We start from the raw sequence: 14549 nt of genomic DNA, 5'->3' as shown, positions 1-14549 counted from the left end.
CATTACGCCGCGGGCAATGACCACTCAATGCGATGGAAGCCAGACGCGTACGAGTCAAATCAGCCCGGGTTTGACGGATGTTAATCCTGGTTTTTTTGGCACGCAAGCAAAATGTACACCTATGTCGTCAACGATTGACACAGGTGTACATTTATCCTAGTTTTAAGTCACCGAGCCTGATGAAGCCCACTTTGGAGCGCACCACGATGTCCAGCGATCCCTTGCTGCAACCCTATAAAATCAAGAATCTGACCCTCAGAAACCGGATCATGACCACTTCCCATGAACCGGCCTACCCTGTGGACGGCATGCCCAAGGATCTCTACCGCGCCTACCACGTGGAGCGCGCCAAAGCCGGTGTCGCCCTGACCATGACTGCCGGTTCAGCCGCTGTATCCCGAGACAGCCCGCCGGTGTTCAACAATGTGCTCGCCTACAAGGACGAAGTAGTCGGATGGTTGAAGGACCTGACCGATGAATGTCACGAACATGGCGCGGCAGTGATGATCCAGTTGACTCACCTGGGTCGTCGCACCCGCTGGGATAAGGCCGACTGGTTACCGGTGGTGTCACCGTCACACCGTCGCGAGGCTTCACACCGCTCCTTCCCGAAGAAAATGGAGGAATGGGACATCGAGCGGATCATCAAGGACTATGTAGACGCCGCGGAGCGCATGAAGGCGGCAGGTCTCGATGGCCTGGAGCTTCAGGCTTACGGGCATTTGATGGACCAGTTCTGGTCGCCGTTGACCAATGACCTCGACGGCCCTTACGGCGGCTCGCTGGAAAACCGCATGCGATTTACCTTCGACATACTGCGTGGCATCCGCCAGCGGGTCGGCGAAGATTTTCTGCTCGGGGTTCGCTACACCGGTGATGAAGAACTGCCCGGTGGCTTCACTGCCAGTGAGGGCATGCAGGTTTCTCACATGCTCAAGGACAGCGGACTGGTCGACTTCCTGAACGTCGTGCGCGGTCACATCGATACGGATGCAGGGCTGACCGATGTCATCCCGATTCAGGGTATGCGCAACTCGCCCCATCTCGATTTCGCTGGCGAGATCCGCTCGTCGACAGGCTTCCCGACCTTCCACGCTGCGAAGATTCCAGACGTAGCCACGGCGCGCTACGCGATCGCGTCAGGCAAAGTGGATATGGTGGGTATGACTCGCGCGCACATGACCGATCCGCACATCGTGCGCAAAATCATCGAGAAGCGCGAAGAAGACATTCGCCCGTGCGTGGGCGCCAACTATTGTCTGGATCGCATCTACCAGGGCGGCGCGGCCTACTGTATCCACAACGCAGCGACGGGGCGGGAAACCACCATGCCTCATGACATTCCAAAAGCCGCCGTCAAGCGCAAAGTGCTGGTGGTCGGTACCGGCCCTGCTGGGCTGGAAGCGGCGCGGGTCGCCGGTGAGCGCGGCCATGATGTAACGGTGCTTGAGGCGGCTGACCAACCTGGCGGGCAGATTCGTCTGACTGCGTTGAGCGAGCGTCGTCGCGAGATGATCGGCATCATTGATTGGCGCATGGCGCAATGCGAACGGTTGGGGGTGAAGTTTCACTTCAACACCTGGGCCGAAGCCGACACTGTGCAAGCCTTCGAGCCTGACGTGGTCATCGTTGCGACCGGCGGCCTCCCTGATACCGAGGTGCTCCGCGAAGGCAACGAACTCGTGGTTTCAACTTGGGACATCATTTCCGGTGACATCAAGCCCGGGCGCAACGTACTGATCTTCGACGATGCTGGGGATCATGCCGCCCTGCAGGCTGCCGAGGTCATCGCGCAAAGCGGTGCGACCGTGGAGATCGTCACCCCTGACCGCTCGTTTGCACCTGAAGTCATGGCCATGAACCTGGTGCCCTACATGCGCAGCCTGCAGGACCTGGACGTCACCTTCACCGTCACCTACCGGGTCGAAACAGTGGAAAAACGTGATGGCGGGCTCGTTGCAACCTTTAGTAGCGATTATGGGCAGGTTCACAAGCAGCGCGTGGTCGATCAGGTGGTCGTCAACCACGGCACCCTTCCCCTGGACGACTTGTACTTCGACCTGCGTCCTCTCTCCACCAATGGCGGCGCGGTAGAACAGCATGACCTGATCGCCGGCACGGCACAGAACATCGTCACCAATCCCGAGGGCCGCTTCCAGCTGTTCCGGATCGGCGACGCCGTGTCTGCCCGCAACACCCACGCGGCCATCTACGACGCTTTGCGCCTGGTGAAAGAAATCTGAATCCCAACCTCCATTCCTGTTGGAACGGAGGCTGGCCATGAACAAGAGGGAAACCATGTCAGCAGTGACCATTAAATCGAAGGCGGCAGTCGCGTTCGGCCCAGGACAGCCGTTACAGCTGGTGGACATCGATGTCGCACCGCCCAAGGCTGGCGAAGTACGGGTACGAATCGTGGCAACCGGTGTCTGCCACACGGATGCTTTTACCCTGTCGGGCGACGATCCCGAGGGGATCTTTCCTGCCGTGCTGGGTCATGAGGGCGGCGGGATCGTCGAGTCGATCGGCGAAGGCGTTACGTCATTGTCGGTCGGCGACCACGTGATTCCGCTGTACACGGCCGAGTGCCGGCAATGCAAATTCTGCCTATCGGGCAAGACCAACCTGTGCCAGGCAGTCAGAGCGACACAGGGCAAGGGCCTGATGCCTGACGGAACATCGCGTTTCTCCTTTCAGGGCCAGCCGGTGTTCCACTACATGGGCTGTTCGACCTTCTCCGAGTACACGGTACTGCCGGAGATCTCCCTGGCCAAAATCCCCAAAGATGCGCCGCTAGAACAGGTGTGCTTGTTGGGCTGTGGCGTGACCACAGGCATTGGTGCCGTACTCAATACTGCCAAGGTCGAGGCTGGGGCAAGCGTTGCGATATTCGGGCTCGGCGGGATCGGGCTGGCGGCCATCATCGGCGCGAAAATGGCCAACGCCGGGCGAGTCATCGCCATTGATATCAACCCGGCCAAGCGGGACGTCGCCCTATCGCTTGGAGCGACCGACTTCATAAATCCCATGGACTATGACAAACCTATCCAGGACGTGATTGTCGAGCTCTCCGACGGTGGCGTGGACTATTCGTTTGAATGTGTCGGCAACGTCAAATTGATGCGAGCTGCTCTGGAGTGCTGCCACAAAGGCTGGGGTGAATCGATCATCATCGGTGTCGCCGGTGCGGGCCAGGAAATCAGTACCCGTCCTTTCCAACTGGTGACCGGGCGCGTCTGGCGCGGCAGTGCGTTTGGCGGGGTCAAGGGCCGCACGGAGCTTCCCAGCTACGTCGAGAAAGCGAGCACCGGCGAAATTCCGCTGGAAACCTTCATCACTCATAACCTTGGCCTTGAGGACATCAACAAGGCTTTCGAATTGATGCATGCCGGGCAAAGCATTCGCACTGTCATTCATTTCTGACCAAGGCACTGCCGTGATATCGGCCAGCGCGCACACCCGCATCACAACCCAAAGGAAATCAAAATGTCTGTTTTTACCCATGTCACTGTCGGTACCAATGACCTTGCCAAAGCACGGACCTTCTATGATGACGTTCTCAAAGAAATTGGTCTTAACCGTGTTGCCGACCTCGATGAATCCGGCTCCATCTGGGGCGTGGATAAACCGTCGTTCTTCGTGCTCAAACCCGCCAATGGCAATCCTGCCAACGTTGGCAATGGCGTGACTGTCAGCTTCGAAGCGCCTAATCGCGCTGCGGTACATGCATTCCACGAAACCGCTCTCGCGGCTGGTGGCATCTGTGAAGGCCAACCGGGTTCGCGTAACTGGGCTGAAAATGCCTATGCCGCTTACGCTCGGGACCTTGATGGCAACAAACTGGCTGTCTATTGCTTCAAGGCCGAATAATCGCAACCGGCTGACGCCTTTTACAGTGAAGGCCCTTCAGCGGGCCTTCACTGTATATCCCCTGCCCTGACTACATTCCCCGTCGCGCAACCTCAGCGCCAGCCTTTACTGCCCGCCCCACAATGGATTCGATGTTCTGATCGGCCATCGACTGCAGCGCTGCCGCCGTCACGCCACGGTAAGCCATCAACGACTCAATCATTTGCCGCGGATCGCGGCTGGCAAGCATCTGGCCGCCCCCCACCACCACGCCTTGTGCAGCGCGCTGCGCGATGGCAAGGGGAATTCCCGCAGCCACCGCCTGATTAGTCAGCGCCATTTGCAGCATTGCCGGGAAGGCCGGCCCAGTCCCGGACAACGCGCTGAGGTAATCAATACAGTCTTCATCAGGCAGTTCGTCCGCCGAACCTACGCGCTCAAACAGTCGCTGCACCCACTGGCGGTCGCGTTCAACAAGGTTTCCGACACAGTACCAGGGCGTGAACGACTGCCTGATTTCCACGGCCGCATTCGGCATGGCCCGCACTATTACATCCGCACCGGTTGCCGCGATGATGGCTGCCGCCGGAACTCCAGCCATCAGGGAAATCACCAGCTTGCCGCGGGCGTTGATCCGCAGTTCGCGAAACTGCTCTGGCCGGATGGACAACACGACAATATCGCTGAGGTCCACCAACTGCTGGTTGTCGGCCAACAGTCTCACGCCAGGCTCGAAGGTACTGGAGCCGGAGCGGTTCGAGATTAACAAACGGTCAGGCCCGATGAACCCGCTATCGAGCACCGCCTCGGCGATTGCGCGCCCGAGCCAGCCGGTGCCTCCGATGATGCCCAGAGTTCTATTCTCCATCGGCAGTGGACTCCTCGAATGTTTCGACCAAGGGAACGAAAACGCCAGGCTCTTTTTCTGCGTAGCCGAACTTTCCATAAAAGCGATCCAGCTCGCGCCTCTTCGGTACTTTGCCGGTAAACACACTCACGTACTGAGGAATCCGTCGAAATCGAACGACGATATCTTCATTGGTTTTCATGGAGATGTAGCCGATCTGCGTGAGGTAGATGGTCCTGGCCCGAACATCGGCCCCCTCAGCGTCGTAGCCAAAGCGTCGGAACATCGCGGTCAGGGCATTCATCCGCACCTCATCGGCTAAAGCGATTTCAGCTTTGACCTCGTCCGATTGCAGCGCCCAACTGCGCACTGCAAATTCGAACTGCGAGTCGAACAGCTCAAGGTTCACCCAGCACTCGAAGACGTTGAGAATCGCTTCAGAAATACTTTCTGCATAACTCTCACATTGGCTGACCATACCGCCGGTGTTCTTGTCCCGCCATCGAGCGAGGAGCGCCGCTAGCAGCTGTTCCCGATCTTCATAGAACCAATAGAAGCTGGTACGAGACAAATTCAAGCGTTTGGCCAGCGGCATCACCCGCACAGCATCCACACCCGACTCTTTAAGAGCATCGTAAGCGGCATCCAGCCAACCATCGACGGAGCCTCGCCAGCCTGCGTCCTGCGCTTTGGTTTTCGCCCTTCCTGTCTGTGACATTCGGGTTGACCTTTCTTTGAAAATTCCTCGTCACTGTACACCCCAGGATCTGTGGCGTACACGGCATGTACACTAACGTACATTTTCAAGACGTTCGTTCGCCAACTCAAGTGAGCACACCAGCAATAGACCCGAATCAATTCGCTAGTCAAAAAAGCAGATTCCACACAAAAAAACGCGGCGCACGAAGTACTTCATGCGCCGCGCTGCTGGAGATCAACTCAGCGATATACCGCTACGGGTTCACCGATAACGTCCCGATTGATCGTGAGGCCTAATCCTGGGGTCTGCGGGGCACGGATACGGCCATCCACCACGGGAATGTCGACGTGCGCCGTGATCGGTGGATACATATCGCGCGTATCAAGTACGCAGCGCAGATTTCGGTGTGGGATAGATTGCCCGAGGTGAGTCAGCGCAGCGAACGCGACCTGTGAGCCAGCGGTCTCCTGGACGCTCATCGTCAAGCCGGATGTCATGCACATGTCGCGCAGACGTCGGGCTCTGGTCAGGCCGCCAAGTTTGGAAACTTTCAGACCAATACCGTCTGCAGCCTTCTCGCTGATCAGTTGCATCACCGAAGCTCCATCCGTCGCCAGTTCGTCCATGATCAATGGAACATTGGTTCGCTGACGCAGGGACATGTGTTCTGCCCAGGTGGCGCACGGCGCCTCAAGCACGAAGTCCAGCCCGGTTGGCAGCAGCTTCAACATGCCGCCTGTCGGGGATCCCGACCGATGAGCATATCTGCCATTTCCGCGATACCCGCTCTCCCCCCCAAGGCGTGCGCTGCAATGTAGTTCGGGCCAAAAGGCGTCGACTCCCCCCAGCCTACAAGGCCAGTATCTGTGCGAATACACACTATCGTGGAGTCAAAACTTGTGTAAGTACGGCCGCCTGACAGCTTATAAACGCCGCCAGCGTATGGCAGTTATGCAACCTGTCTTCGATTTTTATTTGTCGGCGGATTTGCCAATAGATTGTTTGCTGCGCGCAAACGAAAAAGTTTCACTGGCGTTTGTTTTTTCTTATTCATCAGGCGTTTAAACCCTGGGCATTCAACGCATCAAGTGTTACCAGTAATAATAATGAGGCTTGCAAACTGCAAACTGCAAACTTGTAGCTTCCCTCTTATAGAAAACCTTAGCAGCTGGCACCCCCTGACCATAATGATATTTTAGATACATAAATGATGACTTCACGTTATGAGCGGCTGGCGTTCCGTCGTACTGCCCCCCATTAAAATGATCAATGTTTTCGCAAGTTTTGGCTGGTGGCGAAACTACATTTTGCCCCACGCCGACCTGCCGAGCGTGACTCCAAAAGCTCGATTCAGAATTTTTTGATAACGCCACGTTATCTTTGGCCCAGTAAAAAAGTTGCTAGACGCTGCGGTCAGTTGAAATTAAATAATGGCTACGCCAAAAAACTACCAGGCAGGTTGCCATATGAAATTCAATAATAAAGTAGTGGTCATTACCGGCGCTGCCGGCGGTGTCGGACAGGCGTTAGCATTATTGTTCGCCCGAGAAGGCGCAAAGCTTGTTTTATCTGATCTTGACGAAGCCGGTTGCAAATCAATCTCAGAAAAAGTTCGTGATTTGGGCGCCGAAGTGCACTACTTGGCCGGCGATTTACGCCGAAAAGAATATTGCGAAGCGATTGTCCAAACTGCCGTCGATATTTTTTCGGGAATCGACATCGTATTGAACAATGCGGGCATCATTCCTCGCGGCACGATTGAGGAAACCACTGACGACATGTGGTTTGACGCCATGGGCGTAAACCTGAATGCGGTGTTCTTCATCTGTCGTGCCGCGATACCGCACATGAAAAATCGCCCGGGCGCCGCAATCGTCAACACATCATCTGTCTGGGGCATTTATCCGGGCCCCGCTCATGTGGCGTATTGCACAAGCAAGGGGGCTGTCGCGGCTTTAACCAAAAATCTGGGCCGCGATTGCGCCCCTTTGGGCATCCGTGTCAACGCGGTGTGCCCGCACGAAATCAATACCCCGATGATACGCAGCGGCTTTGAGCGTCGCGGCCTGGATCCGGACAAAGCCGTGCAAGAACTGAACAAGAGCGTGCCATTAGGCCGTATCGCCGAGCCTGAGGACATTGCGGATGTCATCGCATTTCTGGCGTCCGACGAGGCCAGGTACATCGCCGCAGAAACGGTAGAAGTCACAGGCGCCAAGCCGGTATCCGGCTAAGGAGAGGTAGCGATGCTCAAAGGTAAAAATGTAGTGGTGACCGGGGGCGGCAGAGGGATTGGCCGAGGCATCACCGAACAATTGCTTGAGGCAGGAGCTTCTGTATTGATCGCTCAGCGCCAGGCACTGGACGCCGACTTGCAAAATCACCCTGAAGTCTATTTCGTCGAGGCTGATCTCGCTTCGATGGAGTCACCCAATTTAATCGCACAGTTCGCCCAGGAGCAGCTTGGCGGAATTGATGTATTGGTTAACAACGCCGGGTTTATGTTCGAGAAATCCATTGATGATATGACCGAACAAGACTGGGATCGCATGATGGCTGTCAATCTGCGGGCGCCAGCATTCTTGTGTAAGGCGTTGGTGCCTCAGATGCGTCAGCGAGGCGGTGGCAGCATCATCAACATCGGGTCAATCGAAGGGATAGGCGCCAACCCTGAACATGCCGCGTACTGTGCCTCCAAGGCGGGCATCCATGGGCTGACCCGAGCCTTGGCAATCGATCTCGGCCGAGACGGCATTCGCTGCAATGCCATTGCTCCGGGGTGGATAAATTCCGAGCTGAGTGATGCATACCTCTCCTCTCAAGCTGATCCGTGTGCGGCGCGCCAGGCACTCCTTCGCCTTCACCCGGTCGGGCGTACTGGATTGCCGGCGGATGTTGGCGGGACAGTCGTTTTCCTGGCCTCCGAATCGTCGGCCTTCATCACCGGGCAGGTGCTGGTGTTGGATGGGGGGCGCACAGCGAAACTACCACTGCCGTTTTGATCGATGCAGCCTTACCTGCGACGGAGGGAGTCAGTTACCTACCTCCGTTGCAAGTCGCACGGAGCCGGACTCTGACCGGGTACGCATTGATTACTTGGGGGCTTTGTTCTCTATCAGGCAATTGCCACCATCGATCACCAGCAACTCGCCGGTAATGTAGCTGGACTCAGGTGAGGCCAGGAATGTAACGGCAGCAGCCACTTCTTCCGGGCGACCAGCCCTGCCAACCGGGACATACTTCGCTGCATTCTCTTCCTCTGGAGTGCTTGACCCTGTTGCGATCCAACCCGGCGCGACCGAATTCACAGTGATTCCATAGCCCGCGACCTCAAGGGCCAGGCTCATGTTCATACCAACCATTCCGGCTTTTGCCGCGGCATAGGCCGCCTCTCCCCGATTACCGGCTCGAGTGCCAGTCGTGGAGCTGACATTGACGATACGGCCGTAGCGTCGATTACGCATCCCCGGCAAAATTCCACGGGTCAATAGAAAGGCAGTTGTCAGATTTCGAGCAATCGAAAGATTCCAGCTATCGACACTCATGTCCGCCAGATCGGCAAAAGGCTCCGGATGCCCCTGTGCGGCCATGCCGGCATTGTTCACAAGAATATCAATTCGCCCCCATACCGATTCGGCCCAAGTGGTCAACTCAAGGACTTGATCTTCTTCGCTCAGGTCAGCTGCACGCCCTTGAGCTTCAATCCCTGTGGCACGCAACTCCTCCACTCGATCAAGAATGCGAGCGCTGCTGCCAGTGACGATCAACCGCACGCCGAGGCCACCCAGACGCTTCGCAATCGCAAAGCCAATTCCACGTTCACTACCGGCGCCACTGACAAGCGCTACCTGACCACTCCAGTCCGCAACCATTGCATTTTGCTCCTGTCGTCCGGGATTAGTCCCTGAGCCCATGGCAGTCTAGGGGAGAGAAATCAGCTGAGCCAATAAGTCTCGAAAGGAACGGTTGAATGTTCACGCCTTCGCTTTAATCGCATACAGACCGCCGATAATCACCAACGCTGCTCCGACAACTGCCCAGGTATCAGGGCGCTCGGCAAAAACGATTACACCAATCAAAGTTGCGAACACCAGAAGCGCATAGTTGAAAGGCTGCAAGGTAGATGCGGTCGCATATTTCAGAGCTTGAATAAGCAGTATCTGAGCGACTACTCCCGTCAATGAAAGGATACCCATCAAAAGACCCTGGGCGGGAGTCGGAGCAACCCAGGCGGGCAGCCCCACAAATGTGATTGTCAGGGCCCCCACACATGACATAAACAGCATATTCGTAGCAAAGGAGTCGTGCTGGCTGATCCGTCGCGTCAGTACGTTGAACACGGCGAACCCCAAAGCAGCCAGCAGGGGAATCAGTGCCGCGAGTTCAAAAACGCCCGCGCCTGGTCTAAGGATGATCAATGTCCCGCTGAACCCTATGGCCGCAGCAATCCAGCGCCGCAGACCTATAAACTCCCCAAGCACGGTCCCCGCCAATGCCAGTGTCATCAGCGGGAATACGGCATAGAGCGCGTGCATTTCTGCCAGGCCCAAATATCGTAGCCCCACTGCGAACAGTATGGTTTCACCCACGGCTAACAACGCTCGAATGATTTGGAGCCAGGGGTGCTTACTGCGAAACGACGCTTTTACCCTACCTTGGTAGGCGGCATATCCGAGAGCAAAAATGACAAACACCCAATAACGCACCATGACCAGTTGGGCAACCGGGAAGTCTTTGACAAGCACCTTGGTTATTCCGTCCTGGCTCGCAAAGATAAGCATTGAAAGCAGGCATAAAAAAATCCCGAGTTGGGGCCTTGCGACCCCAGGACTAGCGGAAACGGTGGGCGTAGTTAAGTACGCCGTGTTTTTTGTTTGATCGATCTTCAATCGTACCTCGGTCATGCCCTCCTCCTTAGCGTGTCAGCAACATCAGGTTTTGAAGCGTTTCACTAACGCATCCAACTCAAGCGACAAAGACGCCAGGTTCTTCGAATCCCCACGCGCTGAGTTGGCCAGCTCTGCGACCAATTGTGCGTCGCCATGGATCTGGCTGATGTGACGATTGATGTCTTCAGCGACCTGATGCTGTTCCTCTGCTGCAGTGGCAATCTGAGTGTTCATGTCACGAATGACATCCACCGACTCTCGGATCAGACCAAAGCTGCTGCGCGCTTGGCCGATTCTGGTCACGGATTGATTCGACACGTCCAGACTGGCGTGCATCTGGTGAGCAACCGCGGCTGTGCGCTTCGCCAGATTCCCCAGCAAAGTATCGATCTCGGCGGTCGAGTCGGCTGTGCGTTTGGCCAGCGCACGGACTTCGTCTGCCACAACAGCAAAGCCACGTCCTTGCTCCCCGGCTCGTGCTGCTTCAATCGCAGCGTTGAGCGCCAGCAGGTTCGTTTGCTCCGCAATCGAGCGAATGGTATCGAGGATCGACTGAATGTCGTTACTGTCTTTCTCCAGCTGCATCATGTCCATGGCCGAGCGGGTGATCTCAGCACTCAATCGGTCAACGCTTTGAACTGCTGCATCGATTTGTTGTTGACCTTCACGAGCCTGACGCTGTCCGCTATCTGCAGACTCGGCAGCCTGACTGCAAGAGCGCGCCACTTCATTGGCTGTAGCGAGCATTTCGTGGAATGCAGTAGAGACCATGTCTACCGCTTCACGCTGACGCCCGGCGGCTTCAGCCATATCGTTCGACACTTGAGTCGAGCTGGTGGAACTGTTGAGGATCCTGGTTGCCGCCAGACCAATGTGCTGTATCAGGCTACGAATCGCTTCGAGAAACTGGTTGAACCAGCTGGCCAACTGCGCAGTTTCGTCCTTGCCGCGAATTGCCAGGTTTTTCGTCAAGTCACCATCGCCTTGAGCAATGCCTTCAAGCCCGCTGGACACTCCCCGGATCGGGCGCACGATAAGCGTTGCGAAGCTGGAACCCAGCATCGCGAAGATCACGGCCAACACTGTGGCAATTACACCAATCAGCCAAGTCAAACGAGTGGCCGATGCCATGACCTCGTCTTGCTTGATCAGCCCGATGAAACGCCAACCCAACTGATCCGAAGGGAACACGTTAGCCATGAACTGCTCGCCATCGATGTTCACCTTGACCAAGCCGGAGCCCGCCTTCGCCAATTCGCTGAAACCTTGGCCTAAGTCGCTCAACTTCTTGAAGTTGTGCTCTGGACTTTTCGGATCAACCAGCACCGTTCCACTGTTTTCGATCAGCATTAAATAACCGCTTTCACCGAGCTTGATCTGTTTGACCATGGCCGTGAGTTGATTCAGCGAAACGTCAATATTGACCACGCCCCCAGCATTGCCCAAAGCATTGTCGACAGTGCGAACCGTGCTCACTAGGACGGCGTCGTCACCGGCCCAGTAATAAGCTTCGGTGCGCAGGGTTTTGCCGGGATTGTCCAGAGCGAGTTTGTACCAGGGACGCGGACGCGGATCATAGTTTGTAAACTTCTGATCGCCTGGCCAGGTTGCATAGGACCCGTTACTCAAGCCATAGGAGACGTAGGTATACGACGGATGGCTCAGGGCAAGCCCGGTGAAAAACGCGAGAATCTGTTTGTCCGTATCAGACGCTGGGCTGGCTGCCGACTGGGCATTCATGAAGCTTTTCACGTTATGACCGGCTTCAGTAATCACCGGGTTAGCAGCAACATACTCGACGTTCTGGCTGATGCCGTCGAAGAATAGATGCATCGCGTTTGCCACTTGGCGAATTTCCCGACCGCTACTGTCGACGAAACTGCTTTCAGCGTCGTTTCGCAGATTAACGATGACCATTGCCGCGACCAGAATGACCGGCAAGGAAGCAATGACTGCAAAAGCCCAAGTCAGTTTTTGTTTGATGTTCATCGGGGCTCCAAGGCTAAAGAAGGTCATGCACAAACGGCAAGCACGCAACGATGGAGCGACTCGCTCCATCACCTTGCGGAAATACTTTGATCACTGCGCGCTTTAAAATGGCGGCGTCATTGACCGCCAGTCACAAAGGACTGATCAGGCGTTCCTTATTTCACCAGCCGCGTTTCTCTCGAAGGCCGGTAACCAAAATACGAGCTGTAGCATTTGCTGAAATGGCTCGGTGAAACGAAGCCACAGGCGACCAGCACATCAACCTGAGACAGCTCTGTGTGCTGCAGCAATCGCCGTGCTTCGGTAATACGTAATTCCAGGTAATACCGCTGTGGCGTGGTACCCAGTTGTTCTTTGAACAAGCGCTCTATTTGTCGACGGGAACGTCCGGCATAGACCGCCAGTTGGTCCATTTGCAACGGCTCCTCAAGGTTGGCGTCCATCAGCTTGACCACCTCTTTAAGGGGGGCGCTCAACGAGATGTTCTGTGTCGGTTTGATACGCCGATACCGCGACTCTTCGAAAGACAGAATGTCTTCGATGCCCTCGACAAGCGCCTTGCCGTGCAGCCCCTTGATCCACTCCAGGGCCATGTGAAAAGCACCCGCCGGACTCGAAGCCGTGAGCCGGTCGCGATCCATGACAAATGCTTCACTGGTGACCTGCGTGACTTTTGAAATCTCTGCGAGCGCGGGTCGGTGCTCGGGGTGAATCGCACAACGATACCCTTCGAGCAAACCTGATACACCCAAAAACCACGCCCCATTCCACAGCCCGGCCAGGGTGATACCCAGTTCTGATGCCGTTTTGAGGATGTTGATCAGCTCGTGATTGACTTTGAGTTCGGTGCGATAGCCGCCGCATATGACCAACAAATTAAGGTGTTTTAGTGCTGCGACGTCTAAACGCGCGTCCGGTCGAATGACCAGGCCAAGGTCGCTGGTGACCTCTCCGTCCTGCAACCCGAAGGTTCGCGAAGAGAACAACGAGGGACGCAGCAGGTTAGCAGTGACAATCGTATCGAGCGCTTGCGTAAATGCAGGCAACGAGAAGTGCTCGAGCATTAAAAATCCTGCCCGAGCATGAGCCGTCGGCTCACTCCGAGTCTCCTCCAGATAGCGCAGGTTTTTACCTTTCATACACCCGCTGAAATCTCGTCGTTCGATCACTTTACGCCTCGTTTCTTTACACTGACGAACGCAGCCATTGTGCAAACCACGGTTGAATCTGCGCATCCGAAGAATCAACCGTTGGCGCCGTGACCAAACTCTTTATGCGAGCTGGAAACCGTGGGCTAGAGGGTCTTTGTCATCAACGAAAATGGTGTTGTGACCTATCACTTCAGCCCAGCCGCTGACACTTGGATTCATGCCGTCAAAGGTTCCGACTTTTACCGACGCCTCAACCTTTCCTTCGTAGATCGTGCCGATCAGACTTTCGAGTCGATAAACGTCGCCGACGTTCAGCCGACCCTTTCCGAAGAGCTGTGCCATACGGGCCGAGGTACCGGTACCGCCGGGAGAACGATCAATAGCTTTATCACCGTAGAACACGGCACAGCGTCCGTGCACGGTTCTGCTCTGTGGTTTGTCACACCAGATGATGTGGTGAACACCACTGATTCTGCTGTTCTCTGGATGCACTGGGTCACAAATGCCCGAGAGTGCTGCGCGCAGCTTCTGGCTCAACCCCACGATGTCAGCCGTCGTCTGCCCTTCGAATCCAGTCCAGCACTCCTGTGGTTCGACCACCGCGTAGAAATTCCCGCCGTAGGCGATGTCCACCGTAAACGTACCAATCCCAGGTACTTCCACCACCACATCGGCGCTGTGCAGGTAGCTGGATACGTTGAACAAGCGAATCGACTCAACAAATTCGCCGCCCATGGTGTATTCGACATCGACCCGTCCCGCCGGTGTTTCAATGGCCAGTTTTCCCGGCTCACGAGGTGTCACCAAGCCCTCTTCAATGACCACGGTCGATAATCCGATGGTGCCCGCTCCACACATCGGCAAGCAGCCGCTGACTTCGATAAACAACGCACCGAAGTCGCAGTCATCACGTACCGATGGATAGATGATGACGCCGGACATGATGTTGTGTCCCCGAGGCTCGAACATCAATGCGGTGCGCACCCAGTCGTGGTCGCGCACGAAAATATCGCGCCGCTCCGCCATCGATACGGAAGGCATCAGCGGTGCTCCGCCCGCTACGACCCGAACCGGGTTACCGCACGCGTGCGAATCAATGCAAAAAAAGCTGCGTCTCATACTGA

At 56.0% G+C, this 14549-nt stretch carries 14 protein-coding genes and 1 pseudogene; 5 read left to right on the top strand and 10 right to left on the bottom strand.

The features are described from left to right. The first annotated feature begins 206 nt into the window (after positions 1-206). The 3 genes from ACM6IR_RS14345 (at position 207) to ACM6IR_RS14335 (ending at position 3870) form a co-directional block, all read left to right on the top strand. Positions 207-2243, top strand: a complete 2037-nt coding sequence (locus ACM6IR_RS14345) for an FAD-dependent oxidoreductase (protein ID WP_414908369.1) — start codon at positions 207-209, stop codon at positions 2241-2243. 55 nt (positions 2244-2298) lie between these two features. After that, positions 2299-3423: an S-(hydroxymethyl)glutathione dehydrogenase/class III alcohol dehydrogenase gene (locus ACM6IR_RS14340; protein ID WP_414908368.1), complete on the top strand. Its 1125-nt coding sequence runs from the start codon at positions 2299-2301 to the stop codon at positions 3421-3423. A 63-nt stretch (positions 3424-3486) separates the two neighbouring features. Next, positions 3487-3870, top strand: coding sequence for a VOC family protein (locus ACM6IR_RS14335; RefSeq protein ID WP_414908317.1), 384 nt, complete (start codon positions 3487-3489; stop codon positions 3868-3870). A 70-nt stretch (positions 3871-3940) separates the two neighbouring features. Here ACM6IR_RS14335 and ACM6IR_RS14330 read toward each other — a convergent pair whose 3' ends face one another. The 4 genes from ACM6IR_RS14330 to ACM6IR_RS14315 form a co-directional block, all read right to left on the bottom strand. Further along, positions 3941-4717, bottom strand: a complete 777-nt coding sequence (locus tag ACM6IR_RS14330) for a pyrroline-5-carboxylate reductase family protein (protein WP_414908316.1) — start codon at positions 4715-4717, stop codon at positions 3941-3943. After that, positions 4707-5414: a TetR/AcrR family transcriptional regulator gene (locus ACM6IR_RS14325; protein ID WP_414908315.1), complete on the bottom strand. Its 708-nt coding sequence runs from the start codon at positions 5412-5414 to the stop codon at positions 4707-4709. Before ACM6IR_RS14325 ends, ACM6IR_RS14330 begins: the two co-directional genes overlap by 11 nt. 221 nt (positions 5415-5635) lie before the next feature. Then, positions 5636-6127 (bottom strand): enolase C-terminal domain-like protein, encoded by a 492-nt coding sequence (locus ACM6IR_RS14320; protein WP_414908314.1) that lies wholly within the window; start codon positions 6125-6127, stop codon positions 5636-5638. Continuing rightward, positions 6121-6276, bottom strand: a complete 156-nt coding sequence (locus ACM6IR_RS14315; protein WP_414908313.1) for a hypothetical protein — start codon at positions 6274-6276, stop codon at positions 6121-6123. Before ACM6IR_RS14315 ends, ACM6IR_RS14320 begins: the two co-directional genes overlap by 7 nt. A 586-nt stretch (positions 6277-6862) precedes the next feature. Between ACM6IR_RS14315 and ACM6IR_RS14310 the strand changes: the two genes are divergently transcribed. Further along, positions 6863-7630, top strand: coding sequence for an SDR family NAD(P)-dependent oxidoreductase (locus tag ACM6IR_RS14310; RefSeq protein ID WP_414908312.1), 768 nt, complete (start codon positions 6863-6865; stop codon positions 7628-7630). Between the two features lie 12 nt (positions 7631-7642). After that, the gene (locus ACM6IR_RS14305) at positions 7643-8398 is read left to right on the top strand and encodes an SDR family NAD(P)-dependent oxidoreductase (RefSeq protein ID WP_414908311.1); all 756 of its coding nucleotides are present in this window, start codon (positions 7643-7645) and stop codon (positions 8396-8398) included. A gap of 90 nt (positions 8399-8488) precedes the next feature. On the opposite strand, the gene ACM6IR_RS14300 is transcribed toward ACM6IR_RS14305, so the two are convergent. The 6 genes and pseudogenes from ACM6IR_RS14300 to ACM6IR_RS14275 all read right to left on the bottom strand — a co-directional run bounded on the left by ACM6IR_RS14300 (position 8489) and on the right by ACM6IR_RS14275 (position 14544). Continuing rightward, the gene (locus ACM6IR_RS14300; protein WP_414908310.1) at positions 8489-9268 is read right to left on the bottom strand and encodes an SDR family oxidoreductase; all 780 of its coding nucleotides are present in this window, start codon (positions 9266-9268) and stop codon (positions 8489-8491) included. Positions 9269-9370: 102 nt separating this feature from the next. Beyond that, positions 9371-10300 carry a DMT family transporter gene (locus ACM6IR_RS14295; RefSeq protein ID WP_414908309.1) on the bottom strand — a complete coding sequence of 310 codons (930 nt, stop codon included), beginning with the start codon at positions 10298-10300 and terminating at the stop codon, positions 9371-9373. Between the two features lie 27 nt (positions 10301-10327). Beyond that, on the bottom strand, positions 10328-11056 hold the full coding sequence (locus ACM6IR_RS14290; protein ID WP_414908367.1) for a methyl-accepting chemotaxis protein: 729 nt from the start codon (positions 11054-11056) through the stop codon (positions 10328-10330). A gap of 129 nt (positions 11057-11185) precedes the next feature. Beyond that, a pseudogene (locus ACM6IR_RS14285) lies at positions 11186-12118 on the bottom strand (cache domain-containing protein); the annotation flags it as partial. A gap of 311 nt (positions 12119-12429) precedes the next feature. Then, positions 12430-13443, bottom strand: coding sequence for a GlxA family transcriptional regulator (locus ACM6IR_RS14280; protein WP_414908308.1), 1014 nt, complete (start codon positions 13441-13443; stop codon positions 12430-12432). Positions 13444-13545: 102 nt separating this feature from the next. After that, a complete protein-coding gene (locus tag ACM6IR_RS14275) occupies positions 13546-14544 on the bottom strand; it encodes a 4-hydroxyproline epimerase (RefSeq protein ID WP_414908307.1) in 999 nt (332 codons plus the stop codon). Positions 14545-14549: the final 5 nt, after the last annotated feature.

The sequence above is a fragment of the Pseudomonas sp. IT-P253 genome (assembly GCF_949768125.1).
Taxonomy (GTDB): domain Bacteria; phylum Pseudomonadota; class Gammaproteobacteria; order Pseudomonadales; family Pseudomonadaceae; genus Aquipseudomonas.
Note: the sequence above shows the minus strand (reverse complement) of the source record. Positions and strands in the feature narration are given on the sequence as shown.